This window comes from Sphingomonas sp. C3-2 (genome assembly GCF_033025475.1).
In the GTDB taxonomy this organism is placed as follows: Bacteria; Pseudomonadota; Alphaproteobacteria; order Sphingomonadales; family Sphingomonadaceae; genus Sphingobium_A.
In genome coordinates this window covers 1,170,107-1,196,689 of the sequence record NZ_CP130322.1, presented here as the reverse complement: position 1 = coordinate 1,196,689, position 26,583 = coordinate 1,170,107, and the positions used below count along the sequence as shown (strand labels likewise).

Annotated in this window: 31 protein-coding genes; 6 read left to right on the top strand and 25 right to left on the bottom strand. The window is 62.8% G+C overall.

All coding sequences use genetic code 11. From position 1 onward, the window contains the following. Positions 1-83 precede the first annotated feature (83 nt). Both QYC26_RS05810 and QYC26_RS05805 read left to right on the top strand, forming a co-directional pair. Entirely contained in the window at positions 84-257 is a 174-nt protein-coding gene (locus tag QYC26_RS05810; protein WP_317514454.1) for a DUF1674 domain-containing protein, read from the top strand. 293 nt (positions 258-550) lie between these two features. Next, positions 551-3,013, top strand: a complete 2,463-nt coding sequence (locus QYC26_RS05805) for a TonB-dependent receptor (protein ID WP_317514453.1) — start codon at positions 551-553, stop codon at positions 3,011-3,013. 67 nt (positions 3,014-3,080) lie between these two features. Here the strand turns inward: QYC26_RS05805 and QYC26_RS05800 are convergent, their stop codons facing one another. The 3 genes from QYC26_RS05800 to QYC26_RS05790 all read right to left on the bottom strand — a co-directional run bounded on the left by QYC26_RS05800 (position 3,081) and on the right by QYC26_RS05790 (position 6,214). Further along, positions 3,081-3,677, bottom strand: a complete 597-nt coding sequence (locus QYC26_RS05800) for a phosphohydrolase (protein ID WP_317514452.1) — start codon at positions 3,675-3,677, stop codon at positions 3,081-3,083. A gap of 81 nt (positions 3,678-3,758) precedes the next feature. Continuing rightward, positions 3,759-5,774: a TonB-dependent receptor gene (locus QYC26_RS05795; protein ID WP_317514451.1), complete on the bottom strand. Its 2,016-nt coding sequence runs from the start codon at positions 5,772-5,774 to the stop codon at positions 3,759-3,761. 56 nt (positions 5,775-5,830) lie between these two features. Then, the gene (locus QYC26_RS05790) at positions 5,831-6,214 is read right to left on the bottom strand and encodes a hypothetical protein (RefSeq protein ID WP_317514450.1); all 384 of its coding nucleotides are present in this window, start codon (positions 6,212-6,214) and stop codon (positions 5,831-5,833) included. Between the two features lie 134 nt (positions 6,215-6,348). Here QYC26_RS05790 and QYC26_RS05785 point away from each other — a divergent pair, with 134 nt between their 5' ends. Then, on the top strand, positions 6,349-7,446 hold the full coding sequence (locus tag QYC26_RS05785) for a sensor histidine kinase (protein WP_317514449.1): 1,098 nt from the start codon (positions 6,349-6,351) through the stop codon (positions 7,444-7,446). Next, positions 7,443-8,246 (top strand): LytTR family DNA-binding domain-containing protein, encoded by an 804-nt coding sequence (locus QYC26_RS05780; RefSeq protein ID WP_317514448.1) that lies wholly within the window; start codon positions 7,443-7,445, stop codon positions 8,244-8,246. The genes QYC26_RS05785 and QYC26_RS05780 overlap by 4 nt, the downstream gene beginning before the upstream one ends. 25 nt (positions 8,247-8,271) lie before the next feature. On the opposite strand, the gene QYC26_RS05775 is transcribed toward QYC26_RS05780, so the two are convergent. From QYC26_RS05775 to QYC26_RS05685, 19 genes are all read right to left on the bottom strand, one after another. After that, positions 8,272-8,982, bottom strand: a complete 711-nt coding sequence (locus QYC26_RS05775) for a cytochrome c family protein (protein WP_317514447.1) — start codon at positions 8,980-8,982, stop codon at positions 8,272-8,274. A 2-nt stretch (positions 8,983-8,984) separates the two neighbouring features. Then, positions 8,985-9,359, bottom strand: a complete 375-nt coding sequence (locus QYC26_RS05770) for a cytochrome C oxidase subunit IV family protein (protein ID WP_317514446.1) — start codon at positions 9,357-9,359, stop codon at positions 8,985-8,987. An 11-nt stretch (positions 9,360-9,370) separates the two neighbouring features. Next, positions 9,371-10,069, bottom strand: a complete 699-nt coding sequence (locus tag QYC26_RS05765) for a heme-copper oxidase subunit III family protein (protein WP_317514445.1) — start codon at positions 10,067-10,069, stop codon at positions 9,371-9,373. A 10-nt stretch (positions 10,070-10,079) separates the two neighbouring features. Continuing rightward, positions 10,080-10,772 carry a heme-copper oxidase subunit III gene (locus tag QYC26_RS05760; protein ID WP_317514444.1) on the bottom strand — a complete coding sequence of 231 codons (693 nt, stop codon included), beginning with the start codon at positions 10,770-10,772 and terminating at the stop codon, positions 10,080-10,082. Next, positions 10,769-12,511: a cbb3-type cytochrome c oxidase subunit I gene (locus QYC26_RS05755; protein WP_317514443.1), complete on the bottom strand. Its 1,743-nt coding sequence runs from the start codon at positions 12,509-12,511 to the stop codon at positions 10,769-10,771. Before QYC26_RS05755 ends, QYC26_RS05760 begins: the two co-directional genes overlap by 4 nt. Beyond that, positions 12,511-13,365: a cytochrome c oxidase subunit II gene (locus QYC26_RS05750; RefSeq protein ID WP_317514442.1), complete on the bottom strand. Its 855-nt coding sequence runs from the start codon at positions 13,363-13,365 to the stop codon at positions 12,511-12,513. The genes QYC26_RS05755 and QYC26_RS05750 overlap by 1 nt, the downstream gene beginning before the upstream one ends. 224 nt (positions 13,366-13,589) lie before the next feature. Continuing rightward, positions 13,590-14,102: a peptidoglycan-associated lipoprotein Pal gene (gene pal, locus QYC26_RS05745; protein WP_317514441.1), complete on the bottom strand. Its 513-nt coding sequence runs from the start codon at positions 14,100-14,102 to the stop codon at positions 13,590-13,592. A 96-nt stretch (positions 14,103-14,198) separates the two neighbouring features. After that, positions 14,199-15,530, bottom strand: coding sequence for a Tol-Pal system beta propeller repeat protein TolB (tolB, locus tag QYC26_RS05740; protein WP_317514440.1), 1,332 nt, complete (start codon positions 15,528-15,530; stop codon positions 14,199-14,201). Continuing rightward, entirely contained in the window at positions 15,527-16,414 is an 888-nt protein-coding gene (locus tag QYC26_RS05735; RefSeq protein ID WP_317514439.1) for a TonB C-terminal domain-containing protein, read from the bottom strand. The genes tolB and QYC26_RS05735 overlap by 4 nt, the downstream gene beginning before the upstream one ends. Before the next feature lie 3 nt (positions 16,415-16,417). Continuing rightward, a complete protein-coding gene (gene tolR / locus QYC26_RS05730) occupies positions 16,418-16,858 on the bottom strand; it encodes a protein TolR (protein WP_317514438.1) in 441 nt (146 codons plus the stop codon). A 1-nt stretch (position 16,859) separates the two neighbouring features. Next, positions 16,860-17,552 (bottom strand): protein TolQ, encoded by a 693-nt coding sequence (gene tolQ, locus QYC26_RS05725; protein ID WP_317514437.1) that lies wholly within the window; start codon positions 17,550-17,552, stop codon positions 16,860-16,862. Positions 17,553-17,570: 18 nt separating this feature from the next. Beyond that, the gene (gene ybgC / locus QYC26_RS05720; protein ID WP_317514436.1) at positions 17,571-18,017 is read right to left on the bottom strand and encodes a tol-pal system-associated acyl-CoA thioesterase; all 447 of its coding nucleotides are present in this window, start codon (positions 18,015-18,017) and stop codon (positions 17,571-17,573) included. A gap of 79 nt (positions 18,018-18,096) precedes the next feature. Then, on the bottom strand, positions 18,097-19,122 hold the full coding sequence (gene ruvB / locus QYC26_RS05715) for a Holliday junction branch migration DNA helicase RuvB (RefSeq protein WP_317514435.1): 1,026 nt from the start codon (positions 19,120-19,122) through the stop codon (positions 18,097-18,099). Then, positions 19,119-19,718: a Holliday junction branch migration protein RuvA gene (gene ruvA / locus QYC26_RS05710; protein ID WP_317514434.1), complete on the bottom strand. Its 600-nt coding sequence runs from the start codon at positions 19,716-19,718 to the stop codon at positions 19,119-19,121. The genes ruvB and ruvA overlap by 4 nt, the downstream gene beginning before the upstream one ends. Positions 19,719-19,779: 61 nt before the next feature. Next, on the bottom strand, positions 19,780-20,265 hold the full coding sequence (gene ruvC / locus QYC26_RS05705; RefSeq protein ID WP_317515001.1) for a crossover junction endodeoxyribonuclease RuvC: 486 nt from the start codon (positions 20,263-20,265) through the stop codon (positions 19,780-19,782). Continuing rightward, positions 20,262-21,002 (bottom strand): YebC/PmpR family DNA-binding transcriptional regulator, encoded by a 741-nt coding sequence (locus tag QYC26_RS05700; RefSeq protein WP_317514433.1) that lies wholly within the window; start codon positions 21,000-21,002, stop codon positions 20,262-20,264. The genes ruvC and QYC26_RS05700 overlap by 4 nt, the downstream gene beginning before the upstream one ends. Positions 21,003-21,051: 49 nt before the next feature. Continuing rightward, entirely contained in the window at positions 21,052-21,759 is a 708-nt protein-coding gene (locus QYC26_RS05695; protein WP_317514432.1) for a hypothetical protein, read from the bottom strand. Beyond that, on the bottom strand, positions 21,756-22,073 hold the full coding sequence (locus QYC26_RS05690; protein ID WP_317514431.1) for a heavy metal-binding domain-containing protein: 318 nt from the start codon (positions 22,071-22,073) through the stop codon (positions 21,756-21,758). The genes QYC26_RS05695 and QYC26_RS05690 overlap by 4 nt, the downstream gene beginning before the upstream one ends. 27 nt (positions 22,074-22,100) lie before the next feature. Beyond that, on the bottom strand, positions 22,101-22,340 hold the full coding sequence (locus QYC26_RS05685) for a DUF2312 domain-containing protein (RefSeq protein WP_317514430.1): 240 nt from the start codon (positions 22,338-22,340) through the stop codon (positions 22,101-22,103). Positions 22,341-22,502: 162 nt separating this feature from the next. On the opposite strand from QYC26_RS05685, the gene pyk reads away from it, so the two are divergent. Continuing rightward, a complete protein-coding gene (gene pyk, locus QYC26_RS05680) occupies positions 22,503-23,957 on the top strand; it encodes a pyruvate kinase (protein WP_317514429.1) in 1,455 nt (484 codons plus the stop codon). A gap of 25 nt (positions 23,958-23,982) precedes the next feature. Beyond that, complete coding sequence (locus tag QYC26_RS05675; protein ID WP_317514428.1) at positions 23,983-24,711, top strand: hypothetical protein; 729 nt, start codon at positions 23,983-23,985, stop codon at positions 24,709-24,711. 18 nt (positions 24,712-24,729) lie between these two features. On the opposite strand, the gene QYC26_RS05670 is transcribed toward QYC26_RS05675, so the two are convergent. From QYC26_RS05670 to galE, 3 genes are all read right to left on the bottom strand, one after another. Beyond that, positions 24,730-25,335 carry an HAD family phosphatase gene (locus QYC26_RS05670; RefSeq protein WP_317514427.1) on the bottom strand — a complete coding sequence of 202 codons (606 nt, stop codon included), beginning with the start codon at positions 25,333-25,335 and terminating at the stop codon, positions 24,730-24,732. Positions 25,336-25,342: 7 nt separating this feature from the next. After that, on the bottom strand, positions 25,343-25,468 hold the full coding sequence (gene ykgO / locus QYC26_RS05665) for a type B 50S ribosomal protein L36 (RefSeq protein ID WP_003046794.1): 126 nt from the start codon (positions 25,466-25,468) through the stop codon (positions 25,343-25,345). A 77-nt stretch (positions 25,469-25,545) separates the two neighbouring features. Continuing rightward, complete coding sequence (gene galE / locus QYC26_RS05660; protein WP_317514426.1) at positions 25,546-26,547, bottom strand: UDP-glucose 4-epimerase GalE; 1,002 nt, start codon at positions 26,545-26,547, stop codon at positions 25,546-25,548. Between the last annotated feature and the right edge of the window lie 36 nt (positions 26,548-26,583).

Genomic DNA, 26,583 nt, shown 5'->3' with positions numbered 1-26,583 from the left:
CTCCTTCACCGCCCAATGTGGGGAAAAGGGTGGCGCGCTTCAACGGTGCTGCCTTCGCTCTGCACGCATGAAGGAATTGTCAAATGAAACCCGGACAGCGCCCGCCGCATGTAAAACCGCCTGCCCATCTGTCCAAGAGTCCGCCGGTGCCCGAGCCTGATCCGAAACCCGCAGGTGCGGAAGGAGAAGATCCGTTGGGGATCAATCCGGTTCGCTACGGGGATTGGGAGCTAAAGGGCATCGCAGTCGATTTTTGAACGGAAATTTCGCGGGTTTTTCTAGAGGCGCAATTTTGCGCCTCTTTTTATTTAAAATTCATAAAAAACAGCGTTTTTCATAAATTTACATTTCTCCAAGGATGGCCGCTCAAACGGCAATTATTATAATATTCCACCATGTGGCAATAATACATCACCTCTGTAGATTCTTCTCATTGTCATGGAACTGAAACTTTTTCGGGCTTCTAGGGGTGTCGGAATTGCTGCAGTGCAGCGCCCCGGAACTTTGTTGCGTTTTTTGCAAGCGACTCGATTCGCAAAGAGGGAAGCAAATGAAAAAGAGCTTTTATTACGGGGCGGCCGTTGCTGCCCTGATCATGCCGAGCGCGGTATTCGCGCAGTCGACGGGCTCGATCGATTTTTCGGATGAAATCGTTGTTACCGGTGCGAGCGTGGACAAGGGCGTTGCGGGCGTTCTTACCCCCGATACCGCCAAGGCCAAGGCAGTGCTGACCCAGGAATTCCTGGCGCGTCAGGCACCCGGCCAGTCGGTTAACGACATCATCAACCAGCTCCCGGGTGTCAGCTTCCAGAACAACGACCCGTTCGGTTCGGCCGGCGGCACGATGACGATCCGCGGTTTCGACGATACGCGTATCTCGCAGACCTTTGACGGCATTCCGCTCAATGACTCGGGTGGTTACTCGATCTATTCGAACCAGCAGCTTGACCCCGAACTGATCGATCAGGTCAACGTCAACCTGGGTTCGACCGACGTTGACAGCCCGACCGCATCGGCTTCGGGCTCGACCGTCAACTACCGCACGCGCACCCCGTCGGAAGAATTCGGCGTGAAGCTGGTCGGTTCGGCCGGTGAATATGGCTTCTTCCGCGTGTTCGGCCTTGTCGATACCGGCACCTTCACCAAGTTCGGCACGCGCGCCTTCTTCTCGGCGAGCCATGCAGAGAACGACACCGTTTTCAACAACATCGGCAAGATCGACAAGCAGCAGTACAACGCGCGCGTCTATCAGCCGATCGGCAGCAATGGCGACTTCGTCTCGGTTGCCGGCCACTATAACGAAAACCGCAACAACTTCTTCGGCTCGGTCCGCCTGCGTCGCGACGCGAATTTGGGCGTTCCTGATCGCTTCCCGCTGACCAAGGATGAGCGTTTCTACGAATTCGAGAAGTGTGAAGCACCCGCCGGCACCGCTGGCGTAGCTGACGCGGCTGGCTCGTGCGGCACGGCTTTCGACTATCGTTATAACCCGTCGAACACCGGCAACATTCGGGGTTCGTCGCGCTTCACACTGACCGACGGCCTGATCCTGACGGTTGATCCCAGCTACCAGTATACCAAGGCCAATGGTGGTGGCACCGTTGATGCACGCGAATTCGCGGCAACGGGAAGCGGTCCGACGGTCGGTTATATCGGTGGCAAGCCCTATTTCGGCGGCGTCGATCTGAATGGTGACGGCGACACGCTCGACACTGTCAATGTGCTGGCGCCCAGCCAGACCCAGACCCATCGTTACGGCGTGATCGCTTCGCTGCGTTACGATATCAACGATAACCACACTATTCGTGCGGCCTATACCTTCGACCGTGCGCGTCACCGTCAAACCGGTGAAACCGGCCTGCTGTACCGCGCCAACGGCGTTCCGCATGACGTTTTCCCGGTCAACAACCCGCTGCTCGACGTGAACGGTTATGCGCTCCAGAAGCGTGACCGTCTGTCCTATGCGATCCTGAACCAGGCTTCGGGTGAATATCGCGGCAAGTTTTTCGATGCGCTGACGGTGACGGCAGGCGTCCGGATTCCGTTCTTCAAGCGCGATCTGACGAACAATTGCTTCACCACCAGCGTGACCGGCTTTGTTGATTGCTTCGGCGGTAACGCTGCTGCTGACGACGCTTACGCTGCTGCCAAGCCGACCGTGCAGGGCCCGCAGCGCCGCGTATTCAAATATGACGATGTGCTGCCGAACTTTGGCCTCGTCTATGACTTCGCATCGCGTTGGAGCGCATTTGCCAGCTATTCGAAGGGCGTTCAAGTTCCCGGCACGGACAACCTGTACAACTCCTTCTTCTATGCTGCCGACACGGATCAGGCGAACCCGACGCCTGAAACCACCGACAATTTCGACCTCGGTCTGCGTTATCGCGCGGGCAAGGTGCAGGCGCAAGCGACCCTGTGGTACACCAAGTACAAGGATCGCCTGGCTGCCGCCTATGATCCCGAACTGGATCGCAACATCTATCGTAACCTCGGCACCGTCGAGAAATACGGTATCGATGCCAGCATCTCGTACCAGCCGATCCAGGATCTCTCGATCTATGTCTTTGGTTCGTATCTGGAATCGGAAATTCAGGACAACGTTCAGACGGGCGTGAGCAACGGCGCGCCGGTCTTCGCGCAAACCGCCGGCAAGCGTGAATCGGGTGCGCCTGTTTATACGCTGGGTGGCCGCATTCAGGGCAAGCTTGGTCCGGTCGAACTCGGCGTTCAGGCAAAGCGTACCGGCAAGCGCTATATCAATGACGAAAACGTTGTTCTTCCGGCATGGGGCTCGGCAACCGCGCCGGCTTATACGCTGGTCGACCTCGACATGCGCGTTCCGCTGGAATTCGTGGGCCTGAACGACAAGACCTATTTCCAGTTCAACCTCTCGAACGTGTTCGACAAGCTCTATGTCGGCGGTTTCGACGGCAATCTGAACAACTCGAGCGTTCCGTTCGTGCAGATTGGCGCACCGCGCACCTTCATGGGGTCGCTGGTCGTCGGTTTCTGATCTCGATCAGGGCTGAACCAAGCAAGGCCGCCGTCCCGAAAGGGGCGGCGGTTTTGTTTTGGGCAGGTCAGGCCGCGTTGTCGACCACGCGCGCGTAAAGGCTTTGCTGGGGGTGTTCGAAGAGGGACATCACCATCGGTTCGAAAAAGCTGAGGGGGGCGCTGTCGTAACTCGGATCGAAGGCAGCCTGATCATATTTCTCGCAGAATTCGGCGCAGGCCTCGAAATGCGGATGGCCGCGGAAATTCTCGCGCAAGTCGCGGTCCATGCCGAGATGGTGGAAGAAATAATATCCTTGGAACACGCCGTGCTGCGCGGTGATCCAGTGGAGTTCTTCCGACACGAAGGGCTTGATGATCGCGGCGGCGATATCGGGATGGTTATAGGCGCCGAGCGTGTCGCCGATATCGTGGATCAGCGCCATCACCACATAATCATCGGGCCGCCCATCGCGGTGCGCGCGGGTCGCGGTCTGGAGCGAATGCTGGAGCCGGTCTACCGGGAAGCCACCGAAATCGCCATCGAGCAGGCGGAGGTGATCGAGAATGCGCTTGCCGCCTGAGGCCGCGAAGGGGACGAAGTGGCTGGCGATGATCTGCCAGTCCGCCTGCGTACCTTCGGTCATGGCGGTAAAACGGGCACGATCATGCGACGCGTCGTTCATGGCACCTCTCCGGATCTGTTTGCGCCGAAGATAGCCCGATGCCCGTCCGGTTGCAAAAGGCTACCAGACGGGCAGGTAGGCTCAGAAGCGCATGCGCACGCCGCCATAAAGCGCGCGCCGTTCGACGGGATAATAGATGGCGGATGCATCGGTTGCCGTCACCACGGCTGAAATATCGCCGATGGCCCGTTTGTTGGTGAGATTGCGCGCATCGGCGAACAGCGTGACGCCCGGTCGTACCACTGCCTCGGCGCCGAGGCCGATCAGCGCATAGCCGCGCGTACGGGTCGTATTTTCATAATCCGCCCAGGCGCCGCGCGGCACCCATTCCAGCCGGGGTGTGAGCGCGAGCTCCGCCGTGCAGAGACGCAGTTCTGCGCGGTAGAGATGCTGGGGCAGAACGGGCAGGCGGTTGTTCCCGTATCGGCTGTCCCCACGAAAGCGGAAATCGTTGAACTGATAGCTTTGGGTGAGGAGGGCAAAGGGCGCGAGTTGGAGCGCCAAGGCCGCCTCAATACCCTGATGCCGGGTGCGGCCAGCGTTGAAGGTTGCCGAAGGGATCGCCGGAATGCTGATCGGATCAGGATTATACTGGAGCAGTTCGCCTTCAAGGTCGGATCGATAGGCGGTGATATCCCAGCGTGCGAGCCCCCTTTCGCCGCGCGTCCCGAATTCGAAGGTCCAGCCACGCTGTGGGGCGAGATCGACAAAACCGGTTAACCCGCCGACCTGCGTCTGCGCGAGTTCGGTCAGCCCGGGCAGTTCGACCGAGCGGCTGTAATTGGCGTAGAACTGAATATTCTGTGCGGGTTCGTAAAGCAGACCGAATTTCGGTGCGAAGCGATCGAAACTGGCGGTGCCGCCCATATTCGGCCGGGTGAAATTCGCGATGTTGCGTTCACCGTGGATATAGGCGCCGCCAGCAATCAGGCTGAGCGTGGCGGCGGGCTTCAAACGGAATTCAAAATAGCCGTCGAGGGTTTGTGCCTCGTGCCGGGCATCGGACGTTTGCGCGCCGCGTTTGCCCGCAAGGTTCAGATATTGGCGGGCATCGATATGGCCGAAACGCGCGGTGCCGCCGATGATGGCCTCCGCATCCATTCCGGCGAGATTGCCGGCGAGCGCTAGCCGGGCATAGGCACCATAATCTTCCGACTTCTGATCGATCAGCTGGAAGATCGGATGGTGGAGCTGCTTGGCATTATAGAACAGCCCCGCCTCCAGCGTGCCGGCGCCGAGCGCGACCGTGGTGCGGTTTTGCAGGCGCAGAGAATCGACGTCGCGCGCCTGATCCATGGCGATAGCGTTGGGCAGGGCCATGCCGGGATGGTGGATGGCATCCTCGCGCGTCAGAGCACCGGGCATGTCCTGCCGAACATGATTGATCGTGGCATAGAAGCGCGATTCGACGCGCGCGCCCAGCCGAAGCCCGACATTGCCGTTGAAGCGGAGCGCGGAGCGATCCGAATGGGCACGATCGCCATCGGAGCGGTCCGCAGTAATCGCGAGCCAGGCATCGGCATGCTCGTCTGCAAAGCCTGCGGCAGCCTTGGTGCCCAGTGTGTTGAAGCTACCGCCGTCAAGTCGCAGCTCGTAGCCCGGGCTGGTCCGTCCGGTTGGCGTTACCGCGTTGATCCCGCCGCCAAGCGTGGCGCTGCCGAAGCGCAGGGCGTTCGATCCACGATAGACGGCAATATGCTGGAAGATCTGCGGATCAAGTTCCTGAAAATCGGCGCTGTTATCGGCCAGATTGATGGGAACCCCGTCTTGCAACAGCGTGATGCCGCGCATGTGATAGCCGCGACTGAGCCCCGAGCCCCGGATGGAAAGACGAATTTCCTGCCCGTAGCGTGGCTGCGCATAGACCCCGGGCGACATGGCGAGAGCATCGCGCAGCGTGACGGCAACCCGGTTTTCGAAGGCGGCCGCAGATACGAGATCCGCGCCACCGGGCGTGCGCGTGATTTCCTGCTCGGCGGTTTCAGTCGATTGGGCAGTGACGATGATCGGCTGGTCATCGTCGGCAAGGACGGGCGATGCGGCGCAGGCAAGCGCAAGAACGGACGCGCCCGAAAGCGCGCGGACAATTTTCGACATTGGATGATTTCCTTTGAAAACAGCTGTGCGCCCGCGTGCCGGGCGCCACCGGGGTTTCAAAGGAGGTTGGGTGGTCCGATCGCCGGTGGGGGCGGTGCTGCCAGGCCACGTCCGACCGCGACGGCCGAAGGGCGGATGACGCCGAAATGCGTGGGCACCAGCAGCGGTATCGCGCTTGCCGCCGGGATGGGCGGATCTACCGGGATGCCGAGTGCTGCGAAGGAGCAGGGCTGATCGGTGCGCGGTTCGGATTTCGACGATTTGTCGTGGAGCGTACCGTTTCGGTCGATATAGGCTTCGACCAGCCCGGTGGATGTACACAGGGTGATCCGTACGCGGCCATCAATCCCGGTATCGGGCATCCACCCGGCGGGGATCAGGATGCGGAGGAGGAGCGCACAGGTGAAAATCCAGAGCGCCACCGCCCTGTTATCCCGCATCAGACGTGCCCGAACCCCACCCATAGGTGGTTGCTATGCGCGTGTGGCCGCGATGAGACAAGTGTGACAAAAAGCCCCATGGGCGGGTCAATCGGGCGCTTCCCGTAGCCATCACAATCGCATATTGCGTGGCCATGGCAATTATCGGGCTGTCCCAGAAGCCGTTCTTCGACGACAAGAACAGGGCGTTTTGGAACCTCCAGTCGGCGGGCTGGGCGGGGTATCTCGTCCTGCGCGCCATTTCGGGCTTTTCCAACGGGTTTCCGCTCGAATTCCTCGTTCCGCTGCTGATCCATGTCGTCACCGGCTATTCGCTGACGCTGATGCTGGCGGTGGTGTACCGGCTGGTGATCAACCGGGCGCGGATCGTGACCTGGGGGGCATCGGTGGCGGCGGTCGTGCTGGCGACGTTGCTCTATGCCACGATCGATGCCTGGGTGTTTTCAACGATCAACCGGCCGACCACGCCATTTGCGACGAGCCTGATCATCGGGACGCTGTTTCTTGATTTCACGATCCTCGCGGCATGGTCGGCACTTTATTACGCGATCAATTTTTACCTGATCGTCGAGGAACAGGCCGATCAGCTGGTGAAGCTCGACAGTCAGGCGAGCGCGGCGCAGCTTGCGATGCTGCGCTATCAGCTCAATCCGCACTTCCTGTTCAACACGCTCAATTCGATTTCGACGCTGGTGCTGCTGAAGCAGACCGACCGCGCCAATGCGATGTTGTCGCGCCTGTCCTCTTTCCTCCGCTACACATTGGTCAACGAACCGACCGCGCTGGTGCCGCTTTCGCAGGAGGTGGAGACGCTGAAACTCTATCTCGAGATCGAGAAGATGCGCTTCGAGGATCGTCTGCGCACGCATTTCAATGTGGACGAAAACGTCATGAAGGCGCGGTTACCGTCGCTTTTGCTGCAGCCGCTGGTGGAGAACGCGATCAAATATGCGGTGACGCCGCAGGAAGAGGGCGCCGATATCTCGATTGATGCGCGGCTTGCCGGAGATCGGGTGCAGATCACCGTATCGGATACCGGCCCGGGGTTGAACGGACCGTCATTGCGCCCCAGCTATTCCACTGGAGTGGGTCTTGCCAACATTCGCGACCGTCTTGCGCAGGCGTTCGGACCGGAGCATCGTTTTGATGCCGGTTCGAAACCAAGTGGCGGGTTCAGCGTTGTCATCGAGTTCCCTCTTCAATTGGAAGAACAGCCGAAAGTGGCCGCATGACGATACGTACCATTCTGGTCGATGACGAACCTCTGGCGATCCAGGGACTTCAGCTGAGACTGGAAGCGCATGAAGACGTTGAAATTATCGACACCTGCCTGAATGGCCGCGAGGCCATTCGCTCGATCAAGACGAACAAGCCCGATCTGGTTTTCCTCGATATCCAGATGCCCGGATTTGACGGTTTTTCGGTGGTGCAGGGGATGATGGAGGTCGAGCCTCCGTTGTTCGTGTTCGTCACGGCCTATTCCGACCACGCCATCCGCGCCTTCGAAGCGCAGGCGACCGATTATCTGATGAAGCCGGTAGAGCCCGAGCGCTTGGCCGACACGCTGGAGCGCGTGCGCCAGCGCCTGACCGAGAAGCGCGGCCAGGAAGAGGCCGAGCGGCTGAAGGAAGTGCTGACCGAGGTGGCGCCCGAGGCCGCTGCCGAAGCGATCGGCGAGACGGGCGATGCGCCCGCGGCCAACCGCTATGAAAAGCTGATCAACATCAAGGATCGCGGGCAGATTTTCCGCGTCGATGTCGATACGATCGAACGGATCGACGCCGCCGGCGATTATATGTGCATCTATACCGGCGACAATACGCTGATCCTGCGCGAGACGATGAAGGATCTGGAAAAGCGCCTCGATCCGCGCCGGTTCCAGCGCGTGCACCGCTCGACGATCGTCAACCTCGACCTCGTCAAGCAGGTGAAGCCGCACACCAACGGCGAATGCTTCCTTGTCCTCGATTCCGGGGCGCAGGTGAAGGTGAGCCGCAGCTACCGCGACGTGGTGGCGCGCTTCGTTCACTGATTTGATAGTTCGATGAGGCCGGGGATCAGCGCCCCGGCTTCGCGGCACCCCCACCCGCTGCGACCGTTGCCGGCTGAGGTGCTGGGAAGGGCGTCGGGGCGGCGCCCAACTGCCCCAGATACGCCAGGACATTCGCGCGGTCCTGGGGGTTGCGGATACCCGCAAAGCCCATCTTGTTGCCCGGCACCGCGCGCGCCGGGCTCATCAGCCAGTGATCGAGCCGTTCATAGCTCCAGCTTCCCTGCTGGACGGCGAGCGCCTGCGAATAGGCGAAGCCCGGTTCCCGGCCCACCGTGCGGCCGACGATCGCCCAGAGATTGGGGCCGATCCCGTTTGCTCCCCCCTGTTGAAAACTGTGGCAACTGACGCAGACCCGCGCGGTGGCCTTACCCTTGGCGGCGTCGGCGCTGGCGAGCAGCGTGCCGAGATCGGGCGGCGGCAATGCCGGGGCTGCCGCCACCGGGCCGGCTGGGGCGGGATGCGGCGCAGTGCCCTTGGCCACCGCGCTCATATAGCCGCTCAACCGATTGTCATCGCCGGGGGTGGACAGCCCCGAGGGCCAGCTGCGTTGGAGCTGGGCGAGATCGATCGGGGCGCCCAGCCCGGCCGGCTTGTAGGAAGGCTGGCCGGGATAATCGGAATTAACTAGTTGTGTTGCAAACCAACTGCTGCCGCCGGCAACGCCGATGGCGAGAGTGATCGCGCTTGCCGTACGGACCCAATCCCACCGGTCCATCGCTAATTCCCCCGATCGAAGAAGATCAGCCGCGTCCAGTAAATATAGTCGGATTCGATATGCATCAGCAGCACCAGCGTGAGCAGGCAGAGCGGCGGGACGAGGACGGCGTAGATCAGCGAAAGCCGTTCCCACGCCATGTGCATGAAGATCGCGACGATCAGCCCGGCCTTGAGCAGCATGAAGGTGATGATGAGCACCCAGCGCATGATCCCCTGCAGCTGAAAATAGTCGACCAGATAGGACAAGGTGCTGAGCAGGAAGAGATAGCCCCAGACCTTGAGATAGACGCCAATGGGGTGCTGGCCGTGCGTATCGACCGGCGGTGCCGGCTGGGCCGCAGTGTCGGGGGGCAGGGGTTGGGACGCGTGGTTCATATGCCGTCGCCTCACCAGAGATAGAAGAATGCGAAGATGAACACCCAGACGAGATCGACGAAGTGCCAATAGAGCCCCGCAATCTCGACCGCGGCGTAATCGCCGCTGCGATCATAATGGCCGCGCGCTACCTTGGACGCGACGATGAGGAGCATGATGACGCCCGCCGATACATGAAGCCCGTGAAAGCCGGTAATCATGAAGAAGGAGGCGCCGAACTGCGCGGCCCCCATCGGATTGCCCCAGGGGCGCACGCCTTCCTCGACGATGAGCTTGGTCCATTCAAAGGCCTGCATGCCGACAAAGGTGGCGCCGAGCAGCGCGGTGGCGAACATCAGCGCGGCGGTTTTCCGGCGATCGCGCCGGTAGCCAAAGTTGACCGCCATCGCCATCGTCCCGCTCGACGAGATGAGCACGAAGGTCATGATCGCGATGAGGATGAGGGGGATGGGCTGGCCACCGATGCTGAGCGCGAAGACTTCGCTGGCATTGGGCCAGGGCGCCGCGACCGAGGAGCGCATCGTCATATAGGCGGTGAGGAAGCAGGAGAAGATGAAGGTATCGGAGAGGAGGAAGATCCACATCATGGCCTTCCCCCAGTGCGTGCCCTTGAACACCTCCTGGTCGCTGGACCAATCGCCTGCCAGCTCGCGCAGCGGCGCTGGCGTTTGCGCGGGGTTCAGGGCGGGGCGCGGCACAGGATCAGCCATGGCGATACCTTCACGTCATCAACAGCAATCCGAACATCAACAACCAGACCAGAAGCAGGAAATGCCAGTAGCGCGCGGTGAGCGCGACCGACTGGCGAAGCGCGGCGGCATCGGTGCCCGAAACGGCCCGGCCCAGCGTGTGCCCCCAGATACCGAGCCCGCCGAGCATATGGAGACCGTGGAGCCCGGTGATGAGATAGAAGAAGGATACCGAGGGATTTCCGGTCATGAACCGGCCGGTGGGCATCGCAAACGGATTGGCGATATCCGCGCAAAAGGCGAAATGGACCGCGAGAAAATAGCCCGATGTGTTGAGCTGGCGCCAGACGATCAATTGCCCCACGATGAAGCCGAGGGTGAGCAATCCCCCGGCGACAAGGCCGAGGCGCAGGCCATTGATATCACCCCGCCGCGTGGCGCGATCCGCGACAAGCCAGAAGCCGCTGGCGGCGATGAGCAGCGCGGTGTTGAGCCATAAGAGCGGCGGTTCGGGCAGCCGCGCCCAATCGCCGTCGCCGTGACCAAAGGGGCCGTGAATGCCCATGCGCAGCAGATAGGCGGCGGTGAGCAGCGCGAAGAGCATGGTGACGACGCACAGGAAGACGCCGAGCCCGGTGCCGGCGGTGGCGCGGCCGACCGGATGGGCGACGCGCAGGCCGGGGCTTTCCCATGGCTTGTCGGTCAGGGCGGCGATCAGGCTCATGTCGCGTGCTCCGGCCGATCGGCGGAGGGTGGTTCGTTCTGGGGGATGAAATCGCGCGCGGCGCCGGGCACGCTGTAATCATAGGCCCAGCGATAGACGATGGGCAGATGCGGCCCCCAATTGCCGTGCGCGGGCGGGGTATCGGGTGTCTGCCATTCAAGCGAGGCCGCCCCCCAGGGATTGGGATCGGCCCTGGGCCCGCGAAACAGGCTCCAGATCATGTTCCAGAAAAAGAGGATCTGCGCGGCGAAGACGAGGAGCGCGGCGATGGTGATCGCCTCGTTCGCGCTGTGCACCGATTGCGGGATGAAGGCGGTTTCGCCGAGTTCATAATAGCGGCGGGGAACGCCCAGAAAGCCGAGATAATGCATCGGCAGGAAGATCGCGTAGACGCCGAGAAAGGTGATCCAGAAATGGAGCTTGCCCAGAAAATCGTTCCACATCCGCCCGGTGATCTTGGGATACCAGTGATAGATGGCGCCGAAGATGACGAGGATGGGGGAGACCCCCATCACCATGTGGAAATGGCCGACGACGAAAAAGGTATCGGACAGCGGGACATCGACGCTGACATTGCCGAGGAACAGCCCCGACAGCCCACCGTGGATGAATGTGAAGAGAAAGCCGATCGCAAAGAGCATCGGCACGCGCAGGTGAATCTCACCGCGCCACAGCGTGAGCAGCCAGTTATAGACCTTGATCGCGGTGGGTACGGCGATGATCAGCGTCGAGGTGGCGAAGAAATAGCCGAAATAGGGGTTCATCCCCGAGACGTACATATGGTGCGCCCAGACGAAGAAGCTGAGCGCGCCGATGATGACGATCGCCCAGACCATCATCCGATAGCCGAAGATGTTCTTGCGCGCATGGACGCTGATGAGATCGGACACGATGCCGAAGGCGGGCAGCGCGACGATATACACCTCGGGATGGCCGAAGAACCAGAACAGGTGCTGGAACAGGATCGGGCTGCCGCCATTATAGCCGAGCTGCTGCCCCATCGACACGAGCGCGGGCATGAAGAAGCTGGTGCCGACGATCCGATCGAGCAGCATCATGATCGCCGCGACGAACAAGGCGGGAAAGGCGAGCAGCCCCATGATCGAGGCGACGAAGATTCCCCAGACGGTGCAGGGCATGCGCATCAGCGTCATCCCCTTGGTGCGCGCCTGCAGCACGGTGGTGACATAGTTTAGCCCGCCCATGGTGAAAGCGATGATGAAGATCGCAAGGCTGAGCAGCATCGTGATGATGCCGTAATGATGGCCCGGCGTGCCTTCGAGGATCGCCTGGGGGGGATAGAGCGTCCAGCCCGATCCGGCCGGGCCGCCGGGCACGAAGAAGCCCGCGGCGAGGACGATGACTGAGAGCAGATAGACCCAGTAGCTGAGCATGTTGACGAAGGGGAACGCCATGTCGCGCGCGCCGATCATCAGCGGGATGAGGTAGTTGCCGAACCCGCCGAGGAGCAGCGCGGTGAGCAGGTACACGACCATGATCATGCCGTGCATCGTGACATATTGGAGATATTGTTCGGGCTGGATGAAGTGGAAAGTGCCGGGAAAGCCCAGCTGAAGCCGCATCAGCGCCGAGAGGACGAGCGCGACGAGCCCGATCGCGATCGCGGTGAGCGAATATTGGATCGCGATTACCTTGTGGTCCTGGCTCCAGACATATTTGCCGATCCAGCTGTGCGGATGGTGCAGGGGGCGCAGGTCGTCGGCGATCGTCGTGGCCATCAGCGTGTTCCCCCCGAAAGTGCGGCTGCGCCCGCCGCAACCGGCGCGGAGGCCGGCGCGGATTCGGCTGCGATCTGCGCATAGGTCGGCTGTTCGGACAGCCATTTGCGGAAATCGGCATCGCTGGAGACGATGACCGTGCCGCGCATCATATGGTGCCCGGTGCCGCATAGTTCGGCGCAGAGTATCTCGTAGCTGCCCGTATGGGTTGGCTTCATCCAGAAATAGGTGACGATGCCGGGCACCAGATCCATCTTGGCGCGGAATTGCGGGACATAGAAATCGTGGAGCACATCCTTCGAGCGCAGGACGAACTTTACGGGTTCGTTCACCGGCAGGTGCAGCTCGTTGGTTTCGATGAGGATGTCATCCTGCCCGTAAGGATCGCGCGGGTTGATGCCGAAGGGGTTGTCGGGCGCGATATGGCGGACATTGGCGGTGCCGAGCACGCCGTCCTGCCCGGGAAAGCGGAAGCTCCATTGCCATTGTTGGCCGGTGGCCTCGACCATCGCGGCCTGGGCCGGCACCGTGACATATTGGTGCCAGGCGATGAGGCCGGGCGCGAGCATCCCCGCGATGCCCACCGCCGTCCAGAAGGTGAGGCGGCGTTCGAGCCGGGTGTTTTCGGGATCGTAATGCGCCTTGTGCCCTTCGCGCTGGCGGTAGCGCACGATCGACCAAGCGAGGAAGAGGTTGAGCGAGGCAAAGGCGATCGCGCACAGCCATAGCGTGATGTTGAGCGCATCGTCGATCGAGCCCCAGTTGGACGCGCGCGGGGTAAGCCACCACGGGCTGAGAAAGTGAAAGGCGATCGAGCCCAGCACCAGCAGCGCGATTACGACAGCGACAGCCATCCTCTCTCCCGTTCGCGGCGTTTACACACCCGGGGACCGAGAAGGAGCCGTATCTGGTTCCGCCCGGCACACGGGAAGCAACCAACTGAACGGGGGGAGTATATATCGGGGGAAGCCGCCAGCATAGCGTAACGCGGCTGGGGGGTATTTATACCCCTGCACGGCCAAGAGAAAAGGCCGCCGGAGACATGCCCCGACGGCCTTTTCCCGCTGTCCGACCGTTATTATTGAACGGTGACGGTAACCGCGCGGCGGTTGCGCGCCCAGCTGGTTTCATCCGAACCCAGCGCGTCGGGGCGTTCCTTGCCGTAGCTGATCGTCGAGATGCGCGTGGAGGCGATGCCGTTGGCGGCCAGATAGTTCTTGGCGGCGTTGGCACGGCGTTCGCCGAGCGCAAGGTTATATTCGCGCGTACCGCGTTCGTCGGCATGGCCTTCGATCGTGGCGCGGACATTGGGGTACTGCTTCAGCCAGGCGATCTGGCTGTCGAGGATCTGGCGATCTTCGGCGTCGAGATCGTGATCGTCGAGCGCGAAGAGAACGCGGTCCGACATCACCTTCGAGACGAAATCGGCCTGCGAGCCGGGAACGATCTCGTTGCCGACGCCCTGATCAACGCCCTGATCGGGCTGTTCGGTCACCGGCGCGGGCGGCAGTTCTGCCGGCGGCTTCTTCGAACAGGCGGCGACTGCCAGAAGGCTTGCCGCGAAGATGATTTTAGCAGCCAGACGGGCCATTGAATTCTCCTTACTTAAACATTTCCGCCCACCCTGTTGATGAAGATGGTCGGGGTAAATCGTTACGGGGTCAAGCCGTGTTTGCTATCAATGCCGTTACGGCAGCAGCGGGCCCCATGCGGGGTCGGATCCGTTGAGCGGGGTGGGGATCTTGCGTTCGTTCACCCCGGTCAGATCGACCTGCCAGATGCTCGAATTCCCCTCGCGGCCCTGCGTCGACCGGAAGAACTGGATCACGCGGCCATTGGGCGACCAGGTGGGGGCCTCATCCTGCCAGCTGTTGGTGAGCAGGCGTTCGCCGCCGCCACCGGGCGCCATCACGCCGATGCGGAAATTGCCCGCCATCCTGGTGAAGGCGATAAGATCGCCACGCGGGCTCCATTCAGGCGTTGCATAGCGCCCGCCGCCAAAGCTGATCCGGCGCTGGTTGGAGCCATCGGCGTTCATGACATAGATTTGCTGCCCGCCCGAACGATCGCTTTCGAACACGATCTGCGAACCATCGGGCGAGAAGCTGCCGCCAATATTGATGCCGGGCGTGTTGGTCAGCCGGCGCGGGGTGCCGCCGCTGGCGGGGATGCTGTAGATATCGGTGTTGCCGTTGATCGCGTGCGAATAGAGGACGGTGCGGCCATCGGGCGAGAAGCGCGGTGCGAAAAACGCGCCATTGCCTTCGGTGACGAGGCGCTGCTTGCCGGTGCCGATATCGTAGATGAAGATGCGCGGCCGGTTGTTCAGATAGCTGAGATAGACGATCTGCTTGTAATCCGGCGAGAAACGCGGGGTGAGCGCGATCGACTGGCCATTGGTGATGAAGCGGTGATTGGCACCGTCCGAATCCATGATCGCCAGCCGCTTGGTGCGGTTATTCTTCGGGCCGCTTTCGGCGATATAGGCGATGCGGCTGTCGAAGAAGGGGCTTTCGCCCGACAGGCGCGCATAGATGGCGTCGGCGCATTTGTGCGCGGCGCGGCGCCAGTCCGACGGTTGGACGACGAAGCCCTGACGGGTCAGCTCGGTCTTGAGCGCGACGTCGTAGAGATAGCAGCCGACGGTGAGATTGCCGTCGGCATTGGCGCGGACGAAGCCCTGGACCAGCGCCTGCGCGCCCATGCCCGGCCAGTAATCGAACTGGGGGGCGGTGACCTCGGGGAAGCTGATCCCGCGCACCGCGCCGGGGCCGAGCGGCTTGAACAGCCCGCTGCCGCGAAGATCGGTGACGACCACTTCGGCGACCTGACGGCCGAGCGCATCGGTGCTGCCGGCGGCGGTGGACGCGACCTGCGGGGTCGGCATGGCGGGGACGGCGATGATGAGATCATTGCCGCTTTCGTCGGTGACGTCGACGCTGAGCTGCGCGGCAGCGGGGGCCGTCGCGGCGAGAAGAACGGTTGCGATACCGGTCGAGAAGCGTTTCAGATGGTTCATTGCGATAGCCTCTTGTCAAATCCGATAGGGCTGAGAAGTTTCCAGGTGTCGTAATATTCTGCGGGCAGCTTGAACGGCGAGGCAAGGCGAACGGCCTTCATCGCGCGTTCCTTGTGCAGCGCCGCCTGTGCGCGGTTCGATTCGGTGACGCCGGTCTGGCGCAGGAATTCGATGTCGGTGACGGTGCCGTCGCGCGCGAGCGTGATTGCCAGTTCGGTCCTGAGCTTTTCCGAATCCGCACCGGTGGGGGCGGTCCAGTGGCGCTTGAGCTGGCGCAGCACCTCGGCCGCGAGCGATGCCTGAACCGCGGGGCCCGCCTTTTGCGCGGGCGTCCCTTGTGACCGTGACTGGCTGGGCGTCGAGCCGAGCCCTTCCACCATCGAGCGGCTGAGCAGGCTCTTGCGCTGTGTCTCTTTGCCCGGTGCTGCAGGCTTGGAGGGCGCGGGCTTGGCGGCGGGCTTTTGCTGCGCGGGCTTGGCCGCAGGCTTGGCGGGGGCGGGCTTGGGCTGCGGCTTTTCCGGTGCCCTGGGCGCGGGTTTGGGCGCAGGTGTGGGCTTTGGAACCGGTTTTGGCTGGGGCTGCGGCTTTGGCTGGGGCGGTGCCGGGGTCGGCACCGGGGCCGGTGCAGGCGTGGGCGCTGGCGCCGGTTCGGGCGGCGCCGTATCTTCGGGCGCGGGTTCGGGCGACAGCGCAGGCGCTGCCTCGGGCACCGCATCGGGCGCCGTGCTTTCGAGCGCGATCTCGTCGACAAGCTGCACGTCGATCGGCTTTTGTTTCAGATTGGCTGGGTTGGGCGTGGCCAGAAAGCCGACCGAAAGCAGCCCGAACAGGACCGCATGGCCGACAATGGCTACGCCGAACCCGGCTTGTTCAGCCCGATCCATCCGTCAGTTCGCCTGTTCGGCGCCAGTGGTGACCAGCGATACCTTGTTGAGCCCGGCGCGGTTGAGCTCGCCCATCACGCGCATCACGCGACCATAATCGAGCGCGCGGTCGGCGCGCAGGAAGACCTGCGGCTCTTCCTGACCGGCAGCGGGACGCTTGGCTTCGAGGATGGTCGGCAGTTCGGCCTCCATCACTTCCTGCTCGTCCACGAAGACGCGGCCGGTTTCGTCGAGCGAGATCTGGACCGGTTGCTTGTCCTGCTCCAGCGCGTTGGCGCGACTGTCGGGCAGGTTCACGGGAACGCCGGTGACGAGCAGCGGCGCGGTCACCATGAAGATGATGAGCAGCACGAGCATGACGTCGACCAGCGGGGTGACGTTGATTTCGGCCATCGGCGCGCGGCGGCTACGCCCGTGGCGCGAGGGAAGGGGACCCATCCCCATGTCAGGCGGCCTCCAGCTCGCGGCTGAGCGTGGTGTGGAAACCGTCGGCAAAGCGGTGCAGGCGCGATTCGAGACGGTTGATGCCGTGGCTGAAGCGGTTGAACGCGATCACCGCCGGGATGGCCGCGAACAGGCCGATGGCGGTGGCGAACAGCGCCTCGGCAATGCCGGGGGCGACGACGGCGAGGCTCGAATTCTGCTGCGAGGCGATGGCGGTGAAGCTGCGCATGATGCCCCAGACCGTGCCGAACAGCCCGACAAAGGGCGCGACCGAGCCGATGGTGGCGAGCACGTTCAGCCGATCGGAGAGCGTGTCGATTTCGTGCGCCACCGCGCTGCCCATTGCCGTGGCCAGGCGCGCGCGGGTGCCATCACGGTCGATATTGTCGCCCGCTGTCGAGCGGCGCCATTCAGTGATGCCTGCGGTGAAGACGCGGGCGCTGGGCAGCGCCGAGCTGCCATGCGCGCGGTGAAACTGGTCGATATCGCCCGTGTTCCAGAAATCGCGTTCGAACTTGTCGGATGCCTTGCTCAGCTTTTTCAGCTTGGTGGCAAAGCCGACAATGATCGCCCAGGTCCAGATGCTGGCGAGCAGCAGACCGAGCATCACACCCTTAACGACCCAGTCGGCCTGCATGAACAGCGCCACGGGGGAAAGAGTGGCGGCGTCCATATTCAGCATCATCGAATCCATCGCGCTACAAACTTTCCTTTAATTCAACCGCTTGAATGCTTCTACCCAGGCCTGCGGCTGACGCCTGGGTTTGCCCCCGGGGGTGAGGAAGGCAACGGTGACGTCCGCCTCGGCCAAAATCTCATCCCCGCGCATGACTCTCTGATGAATACGGCACGATGCCGCACGAATTTCTTCGACTTTGCTGATGACGAGCAGATCGTCCTCAAGCTTGGCGGGTCGGCGATAGCGGATCGAAAGATCGGTAACCGCATAGACGCCGGTGCCATCGTCCAGCGCGGCGCGCTGGTTTATGCCGAGGCAGCGAAGCATGTCCGAACGCGCGCGCTCCATATATCTCAGATAGTTCGCGTGATAAACGATCCCGCCGGTATCCGTATCCTCGAAATAGACGCGCAGCGCGAAACGATGATCGCGGCCGGACAGATAACCGGAATAGGGCAGATCGCTAGGTTCTACAGACATTCTTAACGGCTGTAGCCCGGGGATTCGGCCGGAGCAAAGCCATTTCGCCCCGGCTGCGCCACAATTGACCGAGAGGGGCCTATTCGTCGAACAGGCTGTCCTGCGCGGCGGAGGCGGGCGGGTTGAGCCCGAGATGTTTCCAGCCGCGCCCGTTGAGCATGCGTCCGCGCGCGGTGCGTGCGATCAGGCCGAGCTGGATGAGATAGGGCTCGATCACTTCCTCGATCGTGTCGCGCGGTTCGGAAAGGCCGGCGGCGAGCGTTTCGACCCCCACCGGACCGCCGCGATAAATGTCGGCGATCATGTGCAGATAGCGGCGGTCCATCGCGTCGAGGCCGAGGGCATCGACCTCGAGCCGGTTGAGCGCGGCATCGGCGGTCTTGGCATCGACCGTCTCGACATTCGCGACATTGGCGAAATCGCGGACGCGGCGGAGCAGCCGGCCGGCGATGCGCGGCGTGCCGCGCGACCGGGTGGCGACTTCGCGTGCGCCATCGGGCGCGATGCCGAGATCGAGCAGATAGGCGGCGCGGCTGACGACCTTTTCCAACTCGTCGACCGTATAGAAATTGAGCCGGACGGGAATGCCGAAGCGATCGCGCAAGGGGGTGGTGAGCAACCCCTGCCGCGTGGTTGCGCCGACCAGTGTGAAACGCGGCAGATCGATCCGCACCGAGCGGGCCGAGGGGCCTTCGCCGATCATGAGATCGAGCGCGCGGTCTTCCATCGCGGGGTAGAGAACTTCTTCCACCGCCGGATTGAGCCGGTGAATCTCGTCGATGAAGAGAACGTCGCCATCCTCGAGATTGGTGAGCAGCGCGGCGAGATCGCCCGACTTGGCGATGACCGGCCCCGAAGTGGCCTTGAAGCCCACGCCCATTTCGCGCGCGATGATCTGCGCGAGCGTCGTCTTGCCGAGCCCCGGAGGGCCGAAGAAGAGCACATGATCGAGCGCGTCGCCACGCGACCTAGCGGCTTCGATGAAGACGCGCAGATTTTCGCGTGCGGCCTTTTGCCCGACAAATTCTTCAAGCGATTTGGGGCGCAGTGCGGCGTCGACATCCTCGGCGCGCCGGGCTGGGGTGATCAGGCGTTCGTCGCTCATTTCGCGGCTTTCTTGAGCGCGAGGCGGACAAGCGCGTCGAGGGTGGCGCCTTCGCCCAGTTCATCCTCGGCGGTGGTGACCGCTGCGCTCGCTTCGGCGGGCTTGAAGCCGAGATTGCCGAGCGCGGACATCGCGTCGGAGGCATGGCTGCCCTTGGGCTGGGCGACGCTGCCGCCGCCCGGGCCGAGCACGATGCCGCCGATCTTGTCCTTCAGTTCGTTGACGATGCGCTGGGCGAGTTTTGGCCCGACGCCGTTGGCGCGCGCGACCATTGCCTTGTCGCCGCTGGCGATCGCGCGGTGAAGCTCGTTGGCCTCTAGCGCGGAGAGGATCGCCAGCGCGACGCGGCTGCCCACGCCCTGCACGCTGGTGAGCAGGCGAAACCAGTCGCGCTCATCCGCGGTGGCGAAGCCCATCAGCCGCATCGAATCTTCGGATACGAGCATTTCGGTATGGATGGTGACGGAACCGCCGACCGGGCCGAGCACGCCCAATGTGCGCGATGAGGCGCCGACCAGATAGCCGACACCGCCGACGTCGATCACCGCATGGTCCATGCCGGTGCTGACGAGTTCCCCCTTGAGGCGTGCGATCATATTTTGTTCCTAGCCTGTTCCGGCGTGAAAAGAAAAGGCCAAGCGCCGCGCCGGACCAAATTCACCGGATGCGGTGGGCCGTGGAAATATGATGCGCATGGGTGATCGCGACGGCGAGCGCATCGGCCGCATCGGCACCCGCAATCTTCGCGCCGGGCAAAAGCCGGCTGACCATGGCGTGGACCTGCGCCTTTTCGGCGGCACCGGTGCCGACCACGGCCTTTTTGACGAGCCGCGCGGCATATTCGCCAACCATGATGCCGGTGCGCGCGGGCGCGAGCAGGCAGACGCCGCGCGCCTGCCCCAGCTTCAGCGTCGATTGCGGGTTCACGTTGACGAACACCTCCTCGACCGCGGCGCCATCGGGCCGGTGTTCGAGGAGGAGATCGGTAAGCGCCGCATCGAGCGCGACGAGGCGTTCGGCCATCGGCGCTGCGCTGTTCGTCTTGATCTGTCCGTTGGCGATGTGGCTGAGCCGATTGCCGGAGGCGGCGATCACCCCCCAACCCGTCGTGCCCAGCCCCGGATCCAGGCCGAGTATGATCAGCCCAGTTTCTCCATCACTTCGTCCGAGACTTCGTAATTGCCCCAGACGGTCTGGACGTCGTCGTCATCGTCAAGCGTGTCGATCAGCTTGAACAGCGTGGCTGCATCGTCGGCGGAAACGTCGACCTTGGTCTGCGGGCGCCAGGCGAGCTTTGCGCCTTCCGCCGGGCCGAGAACCGATTCGAGCGCCTTGGCGACTTCGTGCAGCATGTCCTGCGCCGTCCAGATTTCATGGCCTTCGTCGAAGGTCACGTCTTCTGCACCGGCTTCGAGCGCGGCTTCGAACACCTTGTCGGGATCGCCCGCGCTTTCGGGATATTCGATCAGGCCCATGCGGTCGAAACCATGGCTGACCGAACCCGATGCGCCGAGATTGCCGCCATTCTTGGCAAAGGCGGTGCGGACATTGGTCGCGGTGCGGTTGCGGTTGTCGGAAAGCGCCTCGACGATCAGCGAAACGCCGCCGGGGCCGAAGCCTTCATAGCGGATTTCCTCGTAATTCTCGACATCGCCGCCCGCTGCCTTGTCGATCGCGCGCTGGATATTGTCCTTGGGCATCGACTGCGCCTTGGCCGCGTTGATCGCGAGGCGGAGACGGGGGTTCATGTCGGGGTCGGGGAGACCCATCTTGGCCGCCACGGTGATTTCGCGGCTGAGCTTGGAGAACATCGCCGAGCGCTTTTTGTCCTGCGCGCCTTTGCGATGCATGATGTTCTTGAATTTACTATGGCCTGCCATCGATCGCTTGTTTCCCTGAGATTAGCTGGTCTTTTTCGCGGCCGCGTTACTAGCTTGCCGCGGCTTTGGGTTCAATGTCGGTATCACGGTAGAGGACGACCATCAGCGCGAGCGCGAAGAGCAGCATCGCGGTGCTGGCCGCCGCGTCGATCAGCGCCAGATAAAGATCATTCTGCGCGGGCAGCATGGTGGCCATCTGGCTGACGAGCGAATGGACCCCGCTGAGCGGCCCGGCGACGATGGCCGTCCAGATCGCGGCGGGCGCGAAGTGCGTGCGGAGCGCGAGGATGTTGGCGAGCGGGGGCGTGGTGGCGCCGTCGATCGCGATCGACGCCATCCACCGCGCAAACACCAGTGCCGCCACCGCCGCGAGCGCGCCCGACAGGATGAAATGCGCCAATTGAGGCAGGGCGGCCGCCCCGATGATCGCTTCGCTCAGGACCGGCAGCCCGGAGAGGAGCGCGCCGATCACCAGGAAAAGCCACCAGCCGGTGTTCATCGCCCAGGGAGAGCGGGGCGAATTGCCTGCGATCCTGAGCGCCGCGACCGCCAGGATGGTGATGCCCACCACAAAAGCCAGGCCGCTGCCGAGCAGCGTGAACGCGGCGCCGAGATCGGGCGCCCCATCAAAGGGGAGGAGCGAGAATATCCTGTGCCGGGTGAACGCCAGCAGCGCGAAGCTCGCGATCCAGATCAGGCGCCACTGCGGGGCGGCGAGCTGGGCGCTGACCGCCTTGATCAGCGCACCCGGCGTCACAGGCGAACGGCCGTACCCGAAATCGACACCATCAGCATCGAGCCGTTCTGGCCGATCACTTCATAATCGATGTCGATGCCGATGACGGCATTCGCACCCTTGTCGCGCGCCTCTGCCTCGATCTCGGCAAAGGCTTCGCGCCGCGCGTCGCGCAGCGCGCCTTCATAGGCACCCGAACGGCCGCCCACGATATCGCGCACCGAGGCGAAGAGATCACGGAAGATGTTCGCGCCGACGATAACCTCGCCGGTCACGACGCCGAGATATTCCCGAACCGGCGTGCCGTCGATCGAGGGTGTCGTCGTCAAAATCACCGTGTAATCTCCCCAATGGCCTCGGGATTATTCGATCCCGAGCGCGGCCTTGTACGTATCCAGAAGCGCTTCGGCTTCGAGGCGGTGATGGGGTTCCATCTTCCGCAGGCGAACGATGGTGCGCATCGTCTTCACGTCGTAACCGTTCGACTTGGCTTCGTTGTAGACGTCCTTGATGTCGTCTGCGATGCCCTTTTTCTCTTCTTCCAGCCGTTCGATGCGTTCGATGAACAGGCGTAGCTGGTCGGCGGCGACGTTGTCGCTCATTCGGTGATTCTCCCAAAAGATGTGGACGCTGCTGTTAGGCGACCGGCGCGCCGGGCTCAAGCGTTGCTCCTTTGCCACGCTGTCGCATCGACGCTGCTCGTGTCTTTGCCCGGTCTTGAATAGCGGCTAAGCCTGAATGCCGTACAGACAGCCGGAGCCGTTGTGACCCAGAATACCGCCCCCCGTACCCGTAAGGTTCGCGTTCTCGCCACCCTCGGCCCCGCCAGCAATACGCCGGAGATGATCCGCAAACTTTATCTCGCCGGCGCCGATGCGTTCCGGATCAACATGAGCCACGGCGCGCATGAGGACCATGCCAAGGTGATCGAATCGATCCGCCTGCTCGAAAAGGAACTGGGCCGGCCGATGACGGTGCTCGTCGACTTGCAGGGCCCCAAGCTGCGTGTCGGGCGGTTCGAGGATGGTTCGGTGATGCTGGAGACGGGGCAGGCCTTTGTGCTCGACCGTGATCCGGCGCTTGGCGATTCGACCCGCGTCAACCTGCCACACCCCGAGATTTTCCAGGCGCTGGAGCCGGGCGCGCGGCTGTTGCTGGACGACGGCAAGCTGTGCCTGCGCGTCCAGACCGCCAGCCTTGAGCGGGTGGAGACGACCGTCGAGACGGGCGGCAAGCTTTCGAATAACAAGGGGCTGAACGTCCCCGACGTGATCGTCCCCATGGCGGCGCTTACTGACAAGGATCGCCGCGACCTCAGCTTTGCGCTGGAGCACAAGGCCGACTGGATCGCGCTGTCGTTTGTGCAGCGGCCCGAGGACGTGGCCGAGGCGCGGCACCTGATCGGCGGCAAGGCATCGCTTCTGGCGAAGATCGAAAAGCCATCGGCCATCGATCGGCTCGACGGGATTCTGGAGCTGGCCGATGCGGTGATGGTGGCGCGCGGCGACCTGGGCGTCGAACTGCCGCCCGAGGAAGTGCCGCCGCTGCAGAAGCGGATCGTCGAATCCGCGCGCCGGATGGGGCGCCCGGTGGTGGTGGCGACCCAGATGCTCGAATCGATGATCACCGCACCCACGCCGACGCGCGCCGAGGTGTCCGACGTTGCCAACGCAATCTATGACGGCGCCGATGCGGTGATGTTGTCGGCCGAATCGGCGGCGGGCGAATGGCCCGAACAGTCGGTTGCGATGATGAACAAGATCGCGCTGTCGGTGGAAGGCGATGCCGGCTTTGCCGACCGCCTGCATTTCACCGAAACACGGCCCGATCCGACGACGGCAGACGCGCTGGCCGAAGCATCGGCGCGAATTGCGGTGACGGTTTCGGCGGCGGCGCTGATCTGTTTCACGACCTCGGGATCGACGGCGCGCCGCGTTGCCCGCGAACGCCCGTCGGTGCCGCTGCTGGCGCTGACCCCCAAGCTGGCGACCGCGCGGCATATGGGACTGCTCTGGGGTGTCCATGCCGTGCAGACCCGCGATGTGGGCTCGTTCGAGGAAATGGTGGCCAAGGCCAAGCGCATTGCGCTGCGCACAGGCATTGCCAAGGCGGGCGATCGGCTGGTGCTGATGGCCGGCGTGCCGTTTGGAACGCCGGGCGCGACCAATGTGCTCCATGTCGTTCGGCTGACCGGCAATGAATTGAACGGCGAAAATTGAGCCCGGGACATCGATGATGAAGCTGATGAGTATGGCGGCGGCAATGATGCTCGCCGCGAGTGGGCAGGGCTGGGCGGAGCAACCGGCTGGCACGCCCTTGTTCGAGGTGAGCGCGGTCGACCGTGACACGGTGCCGCCGGGAACCCCTGAGGCATTCTCGGCGATCTTTGGACTGTCGCTGAACAGTGAGGCCGTGCGCGTCGTCGACGAGCAGAATATCAGCTTCGTGCCGCTCAGCTTCATTCCGCTGGGCGGCGGACGGGTTGCGCTTGTCAGCACCGGCGCCAGCGAATGCGATGGGCATTCGTGCTCCGGGGTCAATTCAGTTCATTATCTGCTGCGCGAAGAGCGTTACGCGCCCTACAAGATAGAAGGCGAATGGCTGGATGTCGGTACGGGCGGCACATTCGGTAATCCGGCCGAACGCTGGGGCTGGAGCGATGCCATTGCTGAGGCCCCCGTGCTCTACACCGAGGGCGGCGGCGTGTGGCAGGGCTATGCCTGCTCCACCGCCGCGCTGACCGAACTGACGCCCCAAGGGCCGGTCGAGATTGCGAGCATCCCGATCTATTATTCCAGCACCGGCGCGGATGAGATCAACGGTATCACGCTGGAAGGAAAAATCGTGTCTGCGGAGAAGGGGCGGAGCTTTACCGTCGCCTATTCGGGCGCGCGCAGCTTTAGCGAGCGTTACGTCCGTGGGGCCGATGGCCGCTATGCGCTTTCCGGTGAGACGCAGGTGCCGGGCTGCTGACAGGGCAGCCCGTAGCGCTCAGAGCAGGCCGCGTGCGGTGAGGTCTGCTTCGAGTGCGGCGGCGCTGGTGAACAGATGGCCGGCCATGCCCTCGGACCGGGCAGCATCGATATTGTCCTCGCGATCGTCGATGAAGATCGTCTGCCCGGCGGACAGGCCGAATCGAGTGAGCGCAAGCTGGTAGATCGCCGGATCGGGCTTGGCCATTTTTTCGTCGCCTGAAACCACGATGTCGCGGAATCGATCGAACAGATCGGCTTCGCGCGCGCGAAAGGGTGGCCAGAATTCATGGCTGAAATTGGTGATTCCGAACAGGGGAATCCCGCGCGCATCGAGCCGTTCGACGATGGAGCGCATCCCGTCCATGTCGGTAAGGCTGTCGTTGAAGCGCGGGCCCCAGAGCGCGATCAGTTCGCGGTGCTCGGGGTAAAGCGCGCTCAACTCGGCGCTGGTATCGGCGAAATCGCGTCCCATGTCGTGTTGATGATGCCACTCCATGGTGACGACATCGGACATGAATGCATCAAGCGCCCGATCGTTGCCGATCAGGCGCCTGTACAGGGAACGCGGTTCCCATCGATAAAGGACGTTGCCGACGTCAAAGACGACGGCTTCGACCGTCATCGCTTGATCAGCCCTGGCGGGCCTTGAAGCGACGGTTCGTCTTGTTGATGACGTAGGTACGGCCGCGACGACGGATCACGCGATTGTCCCGGTGACGGTCCTTGAGCGACTTCAGAGAATTGCGGATCTTCATGTCGAAACGCTTCCAAATTTGAAAACTGGCTGAAAATGAGGCGCCGACCTATGGCGAGCGCGCGGCAGAGTCAAGTGTCAGCGCCGTATTTCGCTGAGCTTTCTTTCCCAGGCCAGCGCATGGCCGATGATTGTATCGAGTTCGGCATGCTGCGGGCGCCAGGGCAGGCGGGAGAGAATAAGGCTGTTGTCGGCCACCAGGCTGGCAGGATCGCCTGCGCGGCGGTCTTCGATTTTGCGGGTGATCTTGATGTTCGTGACACGGTCGACCGCGTCGAGCACCTCGAGCACCGAAAAACCACGTTTGTAGCCGCAGTTCATGACATGGCTGGTGCCGGGATCGGCGACCAGCGCGTCTAGCGCATGGACATGCGCGGCGGCGAGATCCGACACATGGATATAGTCGCGCACGCCGGTGCCGTCGGGCGTGTCGTAATCCGTGCCGAAAACGGCAACCGATTCGCGTTTGCCCAGCGCGGCTTCGACCGCGACCTTGATGAGATGGGTGGCCCCGGCGGTCGACTGGCCCGTGCGCGCCTCAGGATCGGCGCCGGCGACGTTGAAATAGCGCAGCGCGCAATAGTTGAACGGATGGGCCTGGGCGACATCGGCGAGCATCGCCTCCGTCATCAGCTTGGACATGCCGTAAGGGTTGATCGGGCGGGTGGGCATATCCTCGCGCACCGGGCTTTCTTCCGGCGTGCCATAGGTGGCGGCGGTGGAGGAGAAGATGAAATGGCGCACCCCGCCGTCGACCGCGGATGCGATGAGTGCGCGGCTCTTGGCCGTGTTGTTGTGATAATATTTGAGCGGATTTTCGACCGATTCGGGGACGATGATCGAACCCGCGAAATGCATGATCGCGCCGATGCCATGTTCGGCGATCACCTGGCCGACAAGCGCGGCGTCCTCGATATCGCCTTCGACAAAGGTTGCGCGCTTATCGACCGCCCAGCGGAAACCTGTGGTCAGATTGTCGAGGACGATCACCGGCCAGCCCGAATCGAGCAGGGCCAGCACCGCATGGCTGCCGATATAACCCGCGCCGCCCGTTACCAGCACGGGGAACTTGTTCGTCATCAGTTGCTCCATTTCATTAGGCGCCCCCAACGCACA

Bases quoted from the DNA above. Each gene is read 5' to 3' on its own strand.
- QYC26_RS05810 (WP_317514454.1), top strand. From the start codon at position 84: ATGAAACCCGGACAGCGCCCGCCGCATGTAAAACCGCCTGCCCATCTG.
- QYC26_RS05805 (WP_317514453.1), top strand. From the start codon at position 551: ATGAAAAAGAGCTTTTATTACGGGGCGGCCGTTGCTGCCCTGATCATG.
- QYC26_RS05800 (WP_317514452.1), bottom strand. From the start codon at position 3,677: ATGAACGACGCGTCGCATGATCGTGCCCGTTTTACCGCCATGACCGAA.
- QYC26_RS05795 (WP_317514451.1), bottom strand. From the start codon at position 5,774: ATGTCGAAAATTGTCCGCGCGCTTTCGGGCGCGTCCGTTCTTGCGCTT.
- QYC26_RS05790 (WP_317514450.1), bottom strand. From the start codon at position 6,214: ATGCGGGATAACAGGGCGGTGGCGCTCTGGATTTTCACCTGTGCGCTC.
- QYC26_RS05785 (WP_317514449.1), top strand. From the start codon at position 6,349: ATGGCAATTATCGGGCTGTCCCAGAAGCCGTTCTTCGACGACAAGAAC.
- QYC26_RS05780 (WP_317514448.1), top strand. From the start codon at position 7,443: ATGACGATACGTACCATTCTGGTCGATGACGAACCTCTGGCGATCCAG.
- QYC26_RS05775 (WP_317514447.1), bottom strand. From the start codon at position 8,982: ATGGACCGGTGGGATTGGGTCCGTACGGCAAGCGCGATCACTCTCGCC.
- QYC26_RS05770 (WP_317514446.1), bottom strand. From the start codon at position 9,359: ATGAACCACGCGTCCCAACCCCTGCCCCCCGACACTGCGGCCCAGCCG.
- QYC26_RS05765 (WP_317514445.1), bottom strand. From the start codon at position 10,069: ATGGCTGATCCTGTGCCGCGCCCCGCCCTGAACCCCGCGCAAACGCCA.
- QYC26_RS05760 (WP_317514444.1), bottom strand. From the start codon at position 10,772: ATGAGCCTGATCGCCGCCCTGACCGACAAGCCATGGGAAAGCCCCGGC.
- QYC26_RS05755 (WP_317514443.1), bottom strand. From the start codon at position 12,511: ATGGCCACGACGATCGCCGACGACCTGCGCCCCCTGCACCATCCGCAC.
- QYC26_RS05750 (WP_317514442.1), bottom strand. From the start codon at position 13,365: ATGGCTGTCGCTGTCGTAATCGCGCTGCTGGTGCTGGGCTCGATCGCC.
- pal (WP_317514441.1), bottom strand. From the start codon at position 14,102: ATGGCCCGTCTGGCTGCTAAAATCATCTTCGCGGCAAGCCTTCTGGCA.
- tolB (WP_317514440.1), bottom strand. From the start codon at position 15,530: ATGAACCATCTGAAACGCTTCTCGACCGGTATCGCAACCGTTCTTCTC.
- QYC26_RS05735 (WP_317514439.1), bottom strand. From the start codon at position 16,414: ATGGATCGGGCTGAACAAGCCGGGTTCGGCGTAGCCATTGTCGGCCAT.
- tolR (WP_317514438.1), bottom strand. From the start codon at position 16,858: ATGGGGATGGGTCCCCTTCCCTCGCGCCACGGGCGTAGCCGCCGCGCG.
- tolQ (WP_317514437.1), bottom strand. From the start codon at position 17,552: ATGGATTCGATGATGCTGAATATGGACGCCGCCACTCTTTCCCCCGTG.
- ybgC (WP_317514436.1), bottom strand. From the start codon at position 18,017: ATGTCTGTAGAACCTAGCGATCTGCCCTATTCCGGTTATCTGTCCGGC.
- ruvB (WP_317514435.1), bottom strand. From the start codon at position 19,122: ATGAGCGACGAACGCCTGATCACCCCAGCCCGGCGCGCCGAGGATGTC.
- ruvA (WP_317514434.1), bottom strand. From the start codon at position 19,718: ATGATCGCACGCCTCAAGGGGGAACTCGTCAGCACCGGCATGGACCAT.
- QYC26_RS05700 (WP_317514433.1), bottom strand. From the start codon at position 21,002: ATGGCAGGCCATAGTAAATTCAAGAACATCATGCATCGCAAAGGCGCG.
- QYC26_RS05685 (WP_317514430.1), bottom strand. From the start codon at position 22,340: ATGAGCGACAACGTCGCCGCCGACCAGCTACGCCTGTTCATCGAACGC.
- QYC26_RS05675 (WP_317514428.1), top strand. From the start codon at position 23,983: ATGAGTATGGCGGCGGCAATGATGCTCGCCGCGAGTGGGCAGGGCTGG.
- QYC26_RS05670 (WP_317514427.1), bottom strand. From the start codon at position 25,335: ATGACGGTCGAAGCCGTCGTCTTTGACGTCGGCAACGTCCTTTATCGA.
- ykgO (WP_003046794.1), bottom strand. From the start codon at position 25,468: ATGAAGATCCGCAATTCTCTGAAGTCGCTCAAGGACCGTCACCGGGAC.
- galE (WP_317514426.1), bottom strand. From the start codon at position 26,547: ATGACGAACAAGTTCCCCGTGCTGGTAACGGGCGGCGCGGGTTATATC.